The following is a 15,624-nucleotide window of genomic DNA, read 5'->3' as shown; positions in this document are numbered from 1 at the left end:
ATTTAAAATATTAATATTATTACATAATTAAAATCCATCTACATGAAAGCGTCTTTTCGTAATATTTCAATTGTTACATTTTTAATATTATTCCTTTCAAATTATTCTGGTGCCCAACCTCAAAAAGGCGAATTCATACAAGCATCAATAGGTTATGGTATGAGTGCGCCCTATGAAAATTATAACATTATAGGAACAGGGTTTTATGCACAAGCGGAGTATGTTTATGCTTTTAGAAAGTGGATTGGCCTAAGACCCTACGCAGGATTTGTAATTACTAACCCTAGTAAAAACAACACAGATATAAATTTAACAGGATATTCTGTAACATCTAAAGCCATATTATTAGGCGGAAAGGCACGCATATGCGCACCAATTCCGTGGGTTGCGCCATTTATTGAACTAGGTGTTGGTGCTTCTCTCGGTTCGTTTGAAACCAACACGCCTTCTTTTTTCAAAAAAGAACGTGGTTTGCTTATGCACATACCTTATTCATTGGGATTAGCATTAGGCAGAAACCATGACGTTGAAATTGCAGCCACCTATTATGACCACCCTTCTGTAGAACAATTTTCTGGAGCCTTGGCAGTTAGTTTTTCTTTTCCAATAAATAAGTAATAATTGTTTCAAGGGGTAGAATTAGATACCTGCAACAATTTACCGTTATAATATTTATTCCCGTTAAGCGAAAAATCAAAAATATACTGCGCCATTTCTAAGGCTGACGTGGAGGCTATATAACCAGGAAATGCCTCCTCCAACATTTCAGTTTGCACCGCCCCTAATGCTAGAACGTTAAACGAAATTCCAGACGCTTTATATTCTTCTGCTAATAATTCTGTAAGGGTTATTACGGCTGCTTTACTAGAACTATAGGCTGCAAGCCCAGGAAACTTCATACTACCTTGTACGCCTCCCATAGAGCTTATGGTTACGACATGACTCTCCTTTTTCATGAATGGTAAAACAATTTTTGTTAATTCAGCGACTCCAAACACATTGGTTTTATAAACCGATTCAAATTCCTCCATGGTGATTTCAGAAAAGGGTTTATTCAATAACGCACCAGCATTATTAATTAGCACATCCACATGCTCCCAGTCACTATCAATAAAATTTTCTACTTTTTTATAGGCTCCAGAATCATTTAAATCAAAGGAAAAGGAAGTCACATTAGCTAATTTTAAATCTTGAACGGGCTTTTCATTCCGCGAAAGCGCTAATATCTGATGTCCTGCTTTAGCGAATAATTGTACCAATTCATAACCAATGCCTCTGCTGGTCCCCGTAATAATAATATTTTTACTCATTGTTCATTTTAATTTCTTTGGTTGGCGTATTACACATGCTTTCAATGGCAGGTAATAGTTTATTTATTAAACGTTCCATGTGATTATAGTCTAATTTATCGGCTTCATCATCTACATGGTGATAATAATTATAATTGGACAAATCGCAACTGGAAATAGTTTGACAAGGTAGTTTAAACGCTTGATAAAAAGGATAATTATCAGAATGTTTAAATAAATCGTACTTTTTAGCTACTTCAGAAAAGCCCGTAAGACTAGTATTCGTGTATTCGTTTATTTTAGCCGACATATTAGAAAGTTCAAAACCAGTTATAAACGCTTCATAAGGTCTATCGGTAAATGGGACCCCAATCATTTCGAAGTTAAGCATCGTATATAAATTAATATTTTGGGCTTTAAGCTTTTCAGCCAAATGTTCTGAACCTTTAAGCCCCTTTTCTTCAGCAGAAAACAAAGCAATTATAATACTTCGTTTGTTATTTTTAGTAGCTGCTAAATAATCGGCAATTTCTAAAACAGCGCTGGTTCCAGCCGCATTATCATTGGCGCCATTTGCAATAATATCTTCATTAACCTGTTTCGCAGTGCCAATATGATCATAATGAGCTCCTATAATTACAATTTCTTTTTTAAGAGTTGCATCAGTCCCTTCAATAAAACCTACAATATTATAGGCATTAACACCTTTTAAATTAAAACTATCCCGATATGTTGTAAAATAAGGTTTAATATTACTTTTCATGAAGCTGTTTTCAATGAATATGGCAGCCTTTTCAATACCTTCTGAACCAGTATCTCTACCATTCAATTCATCAGAAGCCATATATTCAACTATGTTTTTAAGTTCTTCACTTGATACCAAATATCGCTTATCAGAATTTAAAGAAGAAGCCATAATAACATCACCTTTTGAAGGTTTTGGAATTATATTTTGACTAGCATCTTCATTATTAATTACAACCGTTGAAGATTTACAACCAAACGAAAATATGATGATTAATAGAATTGAAATTTTTTTCATTTGAAGGTTTTTGAGTTTAAAGATAAAAAAAACCTGCTTCAATAATATGAAACAGGTTTTTATATTGTGTGTTTCCTGCATTAGCAGGAGTATATTATACTAACATAGTCACAGGATTTTCAATGTATCCTTTCAAAGTTTGAAGGAATTGAGCACCCGTTGCACCGTCAATAGTTCTATGATCACATGCTAAAGACAATTTCATAGTATTTCCAACTACAATTTGCCCGTTTTTAACTACTGGTTTTTCAACAATATTTCCAACAGAAAGAATTGCTGAATTTGGTTGGTTGATAATCGATGTAAATGTATCGATTCCAAACATACCTAAGTTAGAAACTGTAAACGTACTACCTTCCATTTCTGCAGGCGTTAGTTTTTTGTTTTTAGCTTTACCAGCAAGTTCTCTTACGGCAGCACCTATTTGAGGTAAACTTTGCTCGTTTGCAAACTTAACTACAGGAACAACCAATCCGTCTGGCACAGCTACTGCAACACCAATATGAACGTGATTATTTAAACGCATTTTATCTGCAAACCATTGAGAGTTTACTTGAGGGTGTTGTTTTAAAGCTAATGCACAAGCTTTAACGACCATATCATTATAAGATATTTTAGTATCTGGAATGGTATTGAACTGTGTACGGAATGCAATTGCATTTTCCATATCGAACTCTACACTTAAGTAGTAATGAGGTGCTGTGAATTTAGAATTTGTTAATGCTTTAGCTATCGCTTTACGCATTTGCGAGTTGGTAACATCTTCAAAATCTTCTTGGCCTGTTGGTAAGAATTTACCAACTGATGCGCCACCTACTGCTGCTGGAACAAAATTCTCTACATCGGTTTTTACAATACGTCCATTTTCACCAGAGCCTTGTACTTGGTTTAAATTTATTCCTTTCTCTTCAGCAATTTTTTTAGCTAAAGGAGAAATAAATAAACGACCATTAGTAGCAGATTTTGCTGCAGGTTTTGCTGCCTTTGGAGCTTCCGCTTTTGGAGCCTCAGGTTTTGGAGCTTCCGCTTTAGGTGCTTCTGCTTTTGGAGCCTCCTTTTTAGCAGGAGCCGCAGACGCAGAAAAATTAGCGGCAACACCAGAAACATCTGTTCCTGCAGGACCTATAATTGCTAATAATGAATCTACTTTTGCCGATTCACCTTCATTTAAACCTATATGCAATAAAGTACCCGATTGGAAAGATTCAAATTCCATGGTAGCTTTATCTGTTTCAATTTCAGCTAAAATATCACCTTCCGCTACAGTATCGCCAATTTTTTTAAGCCAAGTTGCCACAGTACCTTCTTCCATGGTATCACTTAATCGTGGCATAGTTACTACTATAACGCCTTCAGGTAATTCGGCCGCTGGAGCAGCTTCCGTTTTTGCTTCAACTGGAGCTTCTTCTTCTTTAGCTTCTTCTTTTGTTTCTGGGGCAGGTGCTTTTTTAGCATCACTTCCACCACCGTTTATTATTCCAGAAATATCTTCATCTGGCTCACCAATAATAGCTAAAAGCTCATCGACCTTTGTCGTTTCACCTTCCTGAATACCAATGTAAAGCAAAGTTCCTTCATGAAAAGACTCAAACTCCATTGTTGCTTTATCAGTTTCAATTTCAGCTAAAATATCGCCTTCAGAAATTTTATCACCTACTTTTTTTAACCATGTTGCGACCGTTCCTTCTTCCATCGTATCGCTTAAACGCGGCATATTTATAATTTCTGCCATAACTTATATTTTGTGTTGAATAAATGGATAATCTTGTTGTTCGTAAACCATGTCGTATAATTGTTGCTTATCTGGAAATGGAGATTCCTCTGCAAATTTTTCACACTCTAATACTAAATCCTTAACACGTTTATCAATAACTTTCAGATCGTCTTCGGTAGCATATTTCTTTTCAAGAATTACATCTTTAACCTGAGTAATCGGGTCAATTTTCTTGTATTCTTCTACCTCATCTTTAGTTCTATAATGTTGAGCATCACTCATCGAGTGACCTCTATATCTGTATGTTTTTAACTCTAAGAATGTTGGACCATCTCCACGACGAGCACGCTGTATAGCTTCATCAAAAGCTTCAGCTACTTTAATAGGATTCATACCATCAACAGGGCCACAAGGCATTTCATAACCTTTACCTAGTTTCCAAATTTCACCATGGTTTGCTGTACGCTCTACCGACGTTCCCATCGCATAACCATTATTTTCACATACAAATACCACAGGAAGTTTCCAAAGCATTGCTAAGTTAAATGTTTCGTGAAGTGAGCCTTGTCTTGCAGCACCATCACCGAAACAACATAATGTTACAGCATCAACGCCATTATATTTATCGCCAAACGCCATACCTGCACCTAAAGGAATTTGTCCTCCAACGATTCCATGACCTCCGTAAAAACGAAATTCTTTAGAAAAAATATGCATAGAGCCGCCCATACCTTTAGAAGTACCAGTTGCTTTTCCATACAACTCAGCCATAACACGTCTTGGGTCTTCCCCCATTCCAATTGGTTGTACGTGATTTCTATACGCAGTAATCATTTTGTCTTTAGTCAAGTCCATAGCATGTAATGCACCTGCTAATACGGCTTCTTGACCGTTGTATAAATGAAGAAATCCTCTTACTTTTTGTTGAATGTATACAGCAGCTAGTTTGTCTTCAAACTTTCTCCAGAATAACATGTCTTCGTACCATTTGAGGTAAACCTCTTTTGTGATTTTTTGCATTGACTCCTAATTAATTTTTATTATACGGAATACAAAAGTAATACATTGAAAGGTATTGCAAAAATGCATTCCGTTTAAAGTATGAAAAATATGAAAAAAAATAGCACATTCTACATAAAGCTACTTATTTAATATTATTTAATTATAAAATTTCTTGTTTTGAGAATTTTATTTCAATAAATTAACAAACACTTATTGAACCCCTTAAAAGTTAAAGCACTGATTTTTCGAAAACAAAAGGCAAAAGGTTTGCTAGAGAATCTGATTTGGCAACTTTCCCAGATTCCCCCATAAAATAAATTTCGATAGGTGTTTCTTGCTTAACCTCATATTCTGCAATGGCTTGTCTACAGGCTCCGCATGGTGGAATTGGGCTTAAAGTCGGCTTATTTTTTGATGTTGCAGAAATTGCCATTCTTACAATTTTTGCATCTGGAAATTGAGATCCTGCATAATAAATAGCAGTTCGCTCAGCACATAATCCTGACGGATAGGAAGCGTTTTCCTGGTTATTCCCCGTAATAATTTCACCATTGTCTAAAACCAGAGCTGCACCAACATTAAAATTTGAATAAGGCGCATAAGCCTTCTCTCTAGCTTCTATAGCTTTTTGTAGTAGTAAAATAATTTCCTTTGGAAGCTCATCCATAGTATCGTAAACCTCTAATGTGCTTTCAATTTTTATTTTTTTCATGTATTTACTTTTCTCTAAAATTAACAAACTATTTTAGACAAAAAAACTATTGCTGATGGCAATAGTTTTTATTTGTTTTATAAAAAATTCTACTAATATTCTCTATATTCTCCGGAACCAATATTAAGTGTTATAGAGAAACGTAAAGTACTATCTAAAGGACTTTGTACTTTGGATGCTGAAAACAAATAAGCTAAATCAATATTTACCACATTTGCTTTAAGACCTGCTCCAAGTGTGAAGAACTTTCTAGCTCCTTTTTCTTCACTTTCATTAAAATAACCTGTTCTCAGTGCAAAGGAATCCTGATACACATATTCTGCTCCAAGCGAATACGTAAACTCTTTAAGTTCTTCACTAAAACCACCTGGCGCATCACCAAATGACTGAAACATTCCAGACAAAAAATCTACATCATCCGATTTTCCTTTATAAATGACATTTTGGTTAACACGTGTACCTAATTCATCAACGTCTTCATCATAAACACCATTATTATTATTATCCGTGTAATTATATTCATCACCATACATTGGCGGTGTTGGCACTAACAGTTTGGCCACTTCTGCAGTTACGGCTATTTTATTATAATCATCAAATATAAAATCGAAACCTGCACCTAAACGCAGGTTGGTAGGTTGAAAGTTATCGCTACCACCTTCATCATATTTAAATTTAGGACCTATATTTTGAAGTGCAAAACCCATTCTCCAACGACCATTAAAATCGGCATAAGCTTCTTCTTCACTTTGATAATATCCTGAAATATCAACACCAAACGTATTAGCTGCACTTGCATCAATGCTTTCATCGTAATTTAATCTTAAATCAGAACGCAAATATCTCATGGCAACGGACATTGCAAATTGATCAGACAGACGTAAAGCATATGAAACATCAAAAGCCAACTCATTAGGCTTTACTGTTTCAAGCAAATTACCCGAATTATCTGTTAGTTCAATATCTCCTAAACCAAAATATTTAAAACTAGTAGCAAAAGCGCTACGTTCGTCTAAGCGATTAAAATAACTTACATAACCAACACCAATATCATTAACTAATTTTTTAAGGTATGGTGTATAACTTAATGAAATACCCGATTTAGCTTCTGAAAACACATATTTTGAAGAGTTCCATTGCTGTGAAAATGCATCTACAGATGTTGCAACCCCCATATCTCCCATACCTGCCGCTCTGGCATCTGGTGCAATTAATGTAAATGGCATTCCTGTAGTAATAACTCTTGAATCGTTTTCGTTAGGTATAATAACCGTTTGTTGTGCACCTACTTTTAAAGCAAAAGCAATGGCAATTAATAGCAATAATTGGTTCTTCATGAATTAAATTTTATTTAACAAATATAAATCTTTATTAAAGGATTACAAGCTTCTCAATCTTTTCTACCTTTTTATTTAAAAGTTCAGACTGCACAGTAAGCTTGTACACATAAACACCTTTCCCTATTTTATCTCCAAAATCGTCTCTTCCATCCCAAACAATATCTCTTGACAGTGAACTTGTGGTAATTAATCCGCCAGTAGTCTGTCCATTTAAGGTTCTTACTAACTTACCAGAAACAGTGAATATCTGTATAGAAACGTTTAAAGGTGCTGAACTATTGTGATTAAACCAAAATTCGGTATAATTTACGAAAGGATTTGGATAATTAAGCACATTATTTATTACCAATGACTCATCTTTATCGTACACAATAAATTGTATTTCGGCAGTTGAAGAATTATTATAAACATCCCAAGCCTTTAAAGTTAAGGTATGAAGCCCTGGTTCTAAATCACGAAACGGATAACTTACTACTCCTTTTTTGTAATTATCTACTTCGGTTTGATAATAATCATTCAATACAATAGGATTTGTTTCATCTCCATCTATAATAGCGACTATGTCATGTCCAATTCCACTAGCTGTATTTATGCCGTTAGCATCCTCTAGCTTTACCAATAAAGTTGGTGATTCATTTGTAATACCGCCAGACACAAAATTTTCGTCGTTCATATATAAGAGGATTACAGGACCAATATCATCTGCTTCAGCATCATTGTTCAAGCCACCAATTTTTACAGTATTCACACTAGCCCCTGCCTGATCTTCTAATAAATCATCATTCTTTGAGTAAAAACTAACTTTTCCAAATCCTACTGGAATGCTAATATCTTTAGGAACTACAAAATCGAATTCAAATTCGCCATTTTTAACTGAGGCCTGACCTCTAAAGATAATTTCGCCAGAAGTTTTAAAATTTAGTTTTACCAATTGCCCGTTTAGGGTAATACCATCATTTGCCAGAGTTACTCTGTCGATGTCCTTATCGTAAATAGTTACAGATAAATTTCCGTTATAATTAGTGAGTAAGTTTCCTGACAAATCGGTCACTTCTCCTGCTAGTTTAACATAACTTAATCCTTTTAAGGTATCGGTTGATTGAGCTATTGGAATATCGTTGATTTTTGTTAACTTAATATTTGGTTTAGGAAATGCCAATTTCATAGCTGGATCTCCAATAAAAAACACTAATTTATTCTGACTTTGACTTGCTATAGAGGCATTATTTTTTGTCAATCTCAAAGCCTCCGCCATGGAAGGATATTCATAATCAGAATAGGTATCATTATCACTATAAGAAAACAGGTATTGCCCTAACAAATTATTAAATGTAATAGCAAAACTCACAAATATTTGCCGCGTTGTTGTGATAAGGCTAATTGCACCCGCCTGATTATTCCAAAAAGTATACTCACCGGCTGTTTCCCTATACGGGTTATCAAATTTTGTAAATTCGCAAGTAACAGAAACAAAACAATTATATTTATAGTAGTTTCTTAAGTCATCGATATCGGTTTTTATAAAAATCCGTTCTTGAGCCAATCCGTCTTCGCCACCATGCCCAAAATAATTAACCACCAAGGCGCCATTATTAATAGCATTCACCATTTCCGTAGTAACCTGTGGATATCGGTTTCCACCTGCTGAAGTTTCTTGTTTAAAGGAATCCGTATGAATTTTAACCACATTCATAAACGGTTTATTTTCGGTGACTAAATTACCAATATTATCGGTTGTTTCTTGTAAAATACCTTCCCAATCCTGATCCACATCATCCGACACCACAACAAAATTATTACGCCAACTACCAAACGATTCTTTGCTATAATACAACTCCACTTTATCCACAAATTCTTTTGCTCGCAAAGGAGTATCTGCTAAAACTCTTCCAACAGCAATATCTAGCTTATCACTACCTGTCATAGTACCTTCGTTTGCATCCATCATGCCATAAAAATCATCGGAAACAAAAGAACTAGTTAAGTTAAAACTACTATAAGAATGCCATGAAGGCACCATATTGGTATTATTGGGAATTCTATCTTTATAATCAAAAGACCCATCACCAAATAAACACAAGTATTTTATTCTGTTACTTACCGAACTTGCATTATCATAAACATATTTTACAAGATTTCTAATTGCCCCAACATCCTGATTTCCTGTACTAAACTCATTATAAATTTCATTCAAGCCAAATACCTTTACGTTTAAACCATATTGCGTTCTATTAATTTGTGCCAAACGCTCGGCCTGAGTTAGCATATTATCTGGAGCTACAATGATATAATCCACGTCTTGAAACTGACCTTCATTATTTAAGAACACTGTTCCTTTTATGTTTTGATTGCTTACCGTTGTATTAGAATCTGATTTCGGCTCGAAATAATCTAAAGATGTTACGGCGACATAGTTTTTCAGAACACCCATATTTGCTTTGAAACTAAAACTAGCAAGAGCATCTGTATTTAAAATATTGGACACATTATAAATATCAGTTACATCCCAAATTTCTGAAATTTGAGACGCATCACTGATGGTGTACTGGGCAATTCCAGAAGCTGAAGCCACGGCACTATTTTTAAACAGAAACTGTTTTTTATTAAATCTTAATGATCGTGTGGCTTCAAGTGAGATATAATCCAAATAACCCAAAGCACTCGGATTTCCTTTTTTATCATAATTTAATCCAACTGTTATTTTAGAACTATTTACAGTAATTGAATTATTATAAAATGATTCTGATGCTAAATTAGGACTTGAAGCACCGTACATTGACAAGGTTGAAATTGCTGTTCCATTAACTAACAACTGCATTGCTGAAGCTGTTGTTGAGGCTGCTGCAACATAAACTTTCAACTTTACAGGAACAGAGGTTACCAAATCTGGGAAATCGAAACTAAAAGTTTTCTCGGTAGTAACATCAAATTTATTACCAAACCAACGTCTACCCAATAAGGCAATGTTATAATCATCAACTTCATAAAACTTATAATCTTCATAAGTTGATATTTCTAAACTAGCAGCACCACTTGGTTGTGCTAAGGGCTGTATACGCTTGCCTGTTCCAGAACCAACATTAATATAGTAGTAAGTTTTATCGTTATAACAATTAATATTTGTATTGCTTTCTTGGTTGTAACCTTTAGGTCCTTCAGCGTAAAATAAAATATAATCTTCATTATTAAATACGCCATCTTCCTCTCCTACAAATTTTATAGCATTTTCTTCAACATCAAAAGGATAAGCAACAGCATTGGAATACGGAATCATTCTCCCGCCATTACCATACACTTTAATATTTCTTGGATCTACCGAATTTACCTTTACCCCTAAACGCTGTAAAAAACTTTTTGATAATTTATAAACCCCCGTGGTATCAACATAAAACCGATACCATTCGCCAGAACTTAAAACAGAATTTGAAATTGCAGATGTTTTTGTAATTTTATTTACAGAAGAAATTTTACTAGTGCTAACCCCTGAAGTATAACTAATTTGAAATGATGTTATTTTTTTAAAGGCGCCGTTCCCTTCCTTAATGATAGGCGATATTTGAAACACAGCAAACCGCTTATCTCTTGCTACAGCATTTTTTAAACTATATTCCAATTCGGAAGGAATCGTAGACACATCCAAATCTTTTAATTCACTTAATGAAATAGACGCATAGCTAACGTTATTAACTGAAATGGATTGCTCATTAACCGAAGACACTGTGGCCCACTCTGCCACAAACTTTAAGCCATCCTCAAAACTGAAATTAAAATTTTCTGAATTGAAAGCGGGAACTTCTAAAGAGTAAGACCCTCCTGAAAATGTTCGAGAAGATTCCCAATTTAAATTAAATGTTTGTTGTTGCGCACGCATTAGTAAACAACAAAAACATAGTAAAAGTAAAATTTTCTTTTTCATTCCTTGAATAACGCTATTAATGTGATGTTATTATTAAATGGGTAACAAAAATAACAACTCGAGCAAAAATACAATAATAAATTAGGAAAACATACGTTAATACATGACAAAAGAACAGTGAAAAACCACAAAAACATCGTTGTAATGATTAAAAAATAGGGTGAAATGCACTTTTTTTTGGTTAAAATGCAAAAAATAGCTTGCAGTATTAGGTTTAATTCTTATATTGCACCACCAAAACATTATTAGCTTACTTAAACGTATGGATATGAAAAACGTATTAGCATTCAAGGTTTTATTAGTTTTAGCATTAAGCGTGGCTATGACTAGTTGTAAAAAATCTTCGAGTTCAAAAAATAGTTCTAGAGCAACTGGATGGGATATCAACTCAAGAGAAGGCGGTTTCCAATACAATACTGACTTCAAAGAACAAGAAACTTCACCTGGATTAGTATTCGTTGAAGGAGGAACATTCACCAAAGGTCGCGTACAAGATGACGTAATGCATGATTGGAATAACACTCCTACTCAGCAACACGTTCAATCTTTTTACATGGATGAAACGGAAGTTACTAATGCCATGTACATGGAATATTTAGACTGGATTAAACGTGTTTATCCACCATCAGACGAAAACTTTAGAGCAATCTATCACGGTGCTTTACCAGACACTCTAGTTTGGAGAAACCGTTTGGGATATAACGAAGTAATGACCGAAAATTACCTTCGCCACCCTGGTTATGGAGAATATCCAGTAGTTGGGGTTAGTTGGATTCAGGCTGTAGAATTTGCAAATTGGAGATCGGATCGTGTTAACGAATATAACTTAGAAAAAGCAGGCTATTTAAAACGAGATGCTAAGATAGTTGATGTTAATGCCGAATCTACTTTTAATACGGACACCTACGTAAACGCTCCTACTTTAACTTATGGTGGTAATGAAGAAGTAATTAATGCAGATGGAAGAAACAGAAGATTTGTAAGAACCGATGCAGACGGTAATGAATCAAATATTTACGCAACAAGAGAAACCGGTTTAATTACACCTAAGTACAGACTCCCAACCGAAACAGAATGGGAATATGCAGCATTAGGTTTAAGCGAAATAAGAAGCTACAACCTGTATAGAGGTCGTAAAAAATACCCTTGGGATGGCCAATACACGCGTAATGGGTCTCGCAAATATAGAGGCGACCAATTGGCAAACTTCAAACAAGGTAAAGGTGATTACGGCGGGATTGCAGGATGGTCCGACGATGGTGCCGACATTACTAATGCTGTAAAATCATATGCTCCAAATGATTTTGGCTTATATGATATGGCTGGGAACGTTGCTGAATGGGTTGCAGATGTTTACAGACCTATTGTTGATGATGAATTCAATGATTTCAACTACTACCGTGGAAACGTTTATACTAAAAATGCAATTAATGAAGATGGCAGTGTCAAGGTTGTAACTGCTGACAATATTGTTTACGACACATTATCAAACGGAAAAATAGTAGCTAGAAATCTTCCTGGTGAAATCCTACAAATTCCTGTTGATGAGAACGAAACGTATTTACGTACTAACTTTGATAAAAGTAACCAAATCAACTTTAGAGATGGTGATAGACAATCTTCTCGTCGTTTTCAAAATTTCAATGAAGAAGATGGTGCTGCTGGCAAAGTAAGTGAAACTAGCAAAATGTACAATTCTCCGAAAAACATCGTTACAAGAGATGCTGAAGGAAACATTATCAGAGAATATGATAAATCAAATAACAGAACATCTTTAATTAGCGACAATGTTAGAGTTTATAAAGGAGGCTCTTGGAAAGACAGAGAATATTGGTTAGACCCTGCGCAAAGACGCTACTTCCCAGAAGATATGGCTACCGATTACATTGGATTTAGATGTGCTATGTCTCGCGTAGGTTCAAAATCTAAAGAAACACAAAAAAAGAAAAATTAAAAATCTCATCTAAATAATTAAAAAAGTCCTAGCTAATGTTAGGACTTTTTTAATACTTTTAAATTAACTAAAAAAACACCATTTTTCTTTTGAAAATAGAACAACTACATACTCTTTTCTTAGAATGTCATTCCGTTTGTACAGATACAAGAAAATTAAAATCAAATGATATGTTTTTTGCCTTGAAAGGCGAAAATTTTAACGGCAATAGCTATGCAGAACACGCTTTAAAAAACGGCGCTAGATATAGCATTATAGACGAAAAAACCTATAAAACTTCATCGCAAACCATTTTAGTCGAAAATGTTCTTGAAACGCTTCAAAAATTGGCTGCTTATCATAGAACCTATTTAAATATTCCAATAATTGCCCTTACGGGAAGCAATGGAAAAACAACTACTAAAGAGCTAATTAATGCCACCCTTTCACAAAAATATAACACTACTGCAACTGTTGGGAATTTAAATAACCACATAGGAGTACCTTTAACGCTTTTATCCATGAATAAACAAACTGAAATAGGTATTATTGAAATGGGTGCCAATCATCAAAAAGAAATTGAGTTTTTGTGCACAATTGCCAAGCCGGATTTCGGCTACATTACCAATTTTGGAAAGGCCCACTTAGAAGGTTTTGGAAGTGTTGAAGGCGTTATTAAAGGAAAAACTGAATTATACAACTTCATTAAAGCAAACAACAAAACCATTATAGTTAATGGGACTGATCCTATCCAAATGGAAAAGAGTAAGGATGCTAATACGTATTCATTTGGTAACAAAGCTCATTTTAACGTTCAAATTAAGTTTATTGAAGCACAACCCAATGTAAGTGTTGAATACAATAATATCAGAATAAAAAGTCATTTAATAGGCGATTACAACTTCAATAACATTGCTGCTGCAATAACATTTGGGAATTATTTTAAAGTTGAAGATAGCGCCATAAAAACAGCTATTGAGAACTACATTCCTAGCAACAATCGCTCTCAGGTAATAAAAAAAGGAGCAAACAACATTATTTTAGACGCATACAATGCAAACCCAACAAGCATGCATGCTGCTTTACTAAATTTTGAAAAACTAAAAGAGGTATCTAAAACGGCATTTTTAGGAGATATGTTTGAGCTAGGTCAAGATGCCGAAGTGGAACACCAAAACATCGTCAATTTAATTGCAACCTTAAATTTTCAGGCAGTTTTAATCGGCGAAAACTTCAACAGAACTAAAATAAATTCTTCAAAAATAGTCGTATTTAAAACATTTGATGACTTTAAAAATAATTACGACATTACTAAGACAACTAACGCTACGCTTCTAATAAAAGGCTCTCGAGGAATGGCCATGGAACGCATCTTAGACTTACTTTAGACCTTTAAAAATCTTAAAACACGAAAAAGCACCTACATTATATTTTTAAATATAACTCGGTGCTTTTCCAATAATTCTCCCTAAGAACTAATTAATAGCACTGTAAAGTTGTCATTTAATAAGTCAGTAAACAATACTCAATTTGAGTATTTCAACGTGTTTTTCGTTTAAATGCTAATTAAATCGGATGTACAACAAGGCAATAGTCTACTAAAAAAGAAAATCTAAATTATACTAGAATTCATTTTAAGTAGACCAATTAGCTCTCCTGTTGATGAAATATTTAGTTTTTTAAGTATATTTCTACGGTGCGTATCAACCGTATTTGGACTTATATTAAGCTTTTCAGCAATCACTTTACTAGAATGATTCAATATCAGTAACCTGATGACATCACGCTCTCTATTACTTACTGCATCTGATAATAATTTTTGAGAAAAATTATTAAAATACTTGGTTTCATATTCATCATTCTCATTCAAAAGTTTTGCCGATGCGCATATTTCCATTTTTATTCTGGAATCAAGGACCGTATAATGTGCTAAACCAATAATCGGTTTATCATTTAAATCAAACTCTATGGGCGTTGTATTTTGGATGATATTTACATAATTACCCTCTACATTTTTAAGACGGTAGTTCCAAGTATAACTCATCTTACTTCTATCTTTAAGTGCAATTTCACTTAAGGTGAAATCCATTAACTCATTTAAGGCTTTCAACCAAGGTTCAATATCTTCCGGATGCATTCTCCCCCAAAAATAGCGCATTCCTTCTTTTTCAAACATGTCCTTATTTAGTCCTAGGCAGGACGACATATTTTTACTGATATATTCGAATGTAAGATCTCGAGTGTTAGTAATACAGAAAAAAGTAGAACTATAAGGTAAGTAAGCATCAAGTTCGATAATCTTTTGAACATGCTCCTCCAGTGAAGGATGATCATATGACTTAAAAACTTCTTTATAAATACCTTTTATTTCACTAATCTCCATAACTAAATTAATTTATCAGGACAATTAACAAGAGCCTTAATGATGTCAAGATACTTTATTATGAAAAAAAACGCAAATTATACTTGATAAACATGGCGTTAAAATAGAAAATGGTATAAAACAAAAAATCCTAAAGCTTTCACTTTAGGATTTTTTTAGTGGGCAATGAGGGATTCGAACCCCCGACCCTCTCGGTGTAAACGAGATGCTCTGAACCAACTGAGCTAATTGCCCTTGTTATCGGTGTGCAAATATAAGCTAGATTTTCAATCTGCAAAAACTTTTTTGAAAAA

At 34.2% G+C, this 15,624-nt stretch carries 11 protein-coding genes and 1 tRNA gene; 3 read left to right on the top strand and 9 right to left on the bottom strand.

Annotated elements, in window-relative coordinates; translation table 11 throughout:
- Positions 1-42: 42 nt before the first annotated feature.
- Positions 43-618, top strand: a complete 576-nt coding sequence (locus ABYI63_RS08385; RefSeq protein WP_372755415.1) for a hypothetical protein — start codon at positions 43-45, stop codon at positions 616-618.
- An 8-nt stretch (positions 619-626) separates the two neighbouring features.
- On the opposite strand, the gene ABYI63_RS08380 is transcribed toward ABYI63_RS08385, so the two are convergent.
- The 7 genes from ABYI63_RS08380 to porU form a co-directional block, all read right to left on the bottom strand.
- Complete coding sequence (locus tag ABYI63_RS08380; protein ID WP_372755413.1) at positions 627-1,310, bottom strand: SDR family NAD(P)-dependent oxidoreductase; 684 nt, start codon at positions 1,308-1,310, stop codon at positions 627-629.
- On the bottom strand, positions 1,303-2,331 hold the full coding sequence (locus ABYI63_RS08375; RefSeq protein ID WP_372755411.1) for a M20/M25/M40 family metallo-hydrolase: 1,029 nt from the start codon (positions 2,329-2,331) through the stop codon (positions 1,303-1,305). Before ABYI63_RS08375 ends, ABYI63_RS08380 begins: the two co-directional genes overlap by 8 nt.
- 94 nt (positions 2,332-2,425) lie before the next feature.
- Positions 2,426-4,063, bottom strand: a complete 1,638-nt coding sequence (locus tag ABYI63_RS08370) for a pyruvate dehydrogenase complex dihydrolipoamide acetyltransferase (RefSeq protein ID WP_372755409.1) — start codon at positions 4,061-4,063, stop codon at positions 2,426-2,428.
- A 3-nt stretch (positions 4,064-4,066) separates the two neighbouring features.
- Entirely contained in the window at positions 4,067-5,065 is a 999-nt protein-coding gene (pdhA, locus tag ABYI63_RS08365) for a pyruvate dehydrogenase (acetyl-transferring) E1 component subunit alpha (RefSeq protein ID WP_372755407.1), read from the bottom strand.
- 211 nt (positions 5,066-5,276) lie between these two features.
- On the bottom strand, positions 5,277-5,759 hold the full coding sequence (gene cdd / locus ABYI63_RS08360; RefSeq protein ID WP_372755405.1) for a cytidine deaminase: 483 nt from the start codon (positions 5,757-5,759) through the stop codon (positions 5,277-5,279).
- 92 nt (positions 5,760-5,851) lie between these two features.
- Positions 5,852-7,096 carry a type IX secretion system outer membrane channel protein PorV gene (gene porV / locus ABYI63_RS08355; RefSeq protein ID WP_372755403.1) on the bottom strand — a complete coding sequence of 415 codons (1,245 nt, stop codon included), beginning with the start codon at positions 7,094-7,096 and terminating at the stop codon, positions 5,852-5,854.
- 34 nt (positions 7,097-7,130) lie between these two features.
- Positions 7,131-11,015, bottom strand: coding sequence for a type IX secretion system sortase PorU (gene porU / locus ABYI63_RS08350; protein WP_372755401.1), 3,885 nt, complete (start codon positions 11,013-11,015; stop codon positions 7,131-7,133).
- Between the two features lie 262 nt (positions 11,016-11,277).
- Between porU and gldJ the strand changes: the two genes are divergently transcribed.
- A complete protein-coding gene (gldJ, locus tag ABYI63_RS08345) occupies positions 11,278-12,969 on the top strand; it encodes a gliding motility lipoprotein GldJ (RefSeq protein ID WP_372755398.1) in 1,692 nt (563 codons plus the stop codon).
- An 89-nt stretch (positions 12,970-13,058) separates the two neighbouring features.
- Positions 13,059-14,336 (top strand): UDP-N-acetylmuramoyl-tripeptide--D-alanyl-D-alanine ligase, encoded by a 1,278-nt coding sequence (gene murF / locus ABYI63_RS08340; protein ID WP_372755396.1) that lies wholly within the window; start codon positions 13,059-13,061, stop codon positions 14,334-14,336.
- Between the two features lie 224 nt (positions 14,337-14,560).
- On the opposite strand, the gene ABYI63_RS08335 is transcribed toward murF, so the two are convergent.
- Together ABYI63_RS08335 and ABYI63_RS08330 are read right to left on the bottom strand one after the other, a co-directional pair.
- Positions 14,561-15,331, bottom strand: coding sequence for a LuxR C-terminal-related transcriptional regulator (locus tag ABYI63_RS08335; RefSeq protein ID WP_372755394.1), 771 nt, complete (start codon positions 15,329-15,331; stop codon positions 14,561-14,563).
- A 159-nt stretch (positions 15,332-15,490) separates the two neighbouring features.
- Positions 15,491-15,565, bottom strand: a tRNA-Val gene (locus tag ABYI63_RS08330).
- Positions 15,566-15,624: the final 59 nt, after the last annotated feature.

It is taken from the genome of Mariniflexile sp. (genome assembly GCF_041583155.1).
Lineage (GTDB): Bacteria > Bacteroidota > Bacteroidia > Flavobacteriales > Flavobacteriaceae > Mariniflexile.
The sequence above is the reverse complement of the archived record's forward strand: the minus strand, read 5'-3'. Positions and strand labels throughout refer to the sequence as shown.

Coding starts and splice junctions, on each gene's coding strand:
- ABYI63_RS08385 (WP_372755415.1), top strand. CDS start 43: ATGAAAGCGTCTTTTCGTAATATTTCAATTGTTACATTTTTAATATTA.
- ABYI63_RS08380 (WP_372755413.1), bottom strand. CDS start 1,310: ATGAGTAAAAATATTATTATTACGGGGACCAGCAGAGGCATTGGTTAT.
- ABYI63_RS08375 (WP_372755411.1), bottom strand. CDS start 2,331: ATGAAAAAAATTTCAATTCTATTAATCATCATATTTTCGTTTGGTTGT.
- ABYI63_RS08370 (WP_372755409.1), bottom strand. CDS start 4,063: ATGGCAGAAATTATAAATATGCCGCGTTTAAGCGATACGATGGAAGAA.
- pdhA (WP_372755407.1), bottom strand. CDS start 5,065: ATGCAAAAAATCACAAAAGAGGTTTACCTCAAATGGTACGAAGACATG.
- cdd (WP_372755405.1), bottom strand. CDS start 5,759: ATGAAAAAAATAAAAATTGAAAGCACATTAGAGGTTTACGATACTATG.
- porV (WP_372755403.1), bottom strand. CDS start 7,096: ATGAAGAACCAATTATTGCTATTAATTGCCATTGCTTTTGCTTTAAAA.
- porU (WP_372755401.1), bottom strand. CDS start 11,015: ATGAAAAAGAAAATTTTACTTTTACTATGTTTTTGTTGTTTACTAATG.
- gldJ (WP_372755398.1), top strand. CDS start 11,278: ATGGATATGAAAAACGTATTAGCATTCAAGGTTTTATTAGTTTTAGCA.
- ABYI63_RS08335 (WP_372755394.1), bottom strand. CDS start 15,331: ATGGAGATTAGTGAAATAAAAGGTATTTATAAAGAAGTTTTTAAGTCA.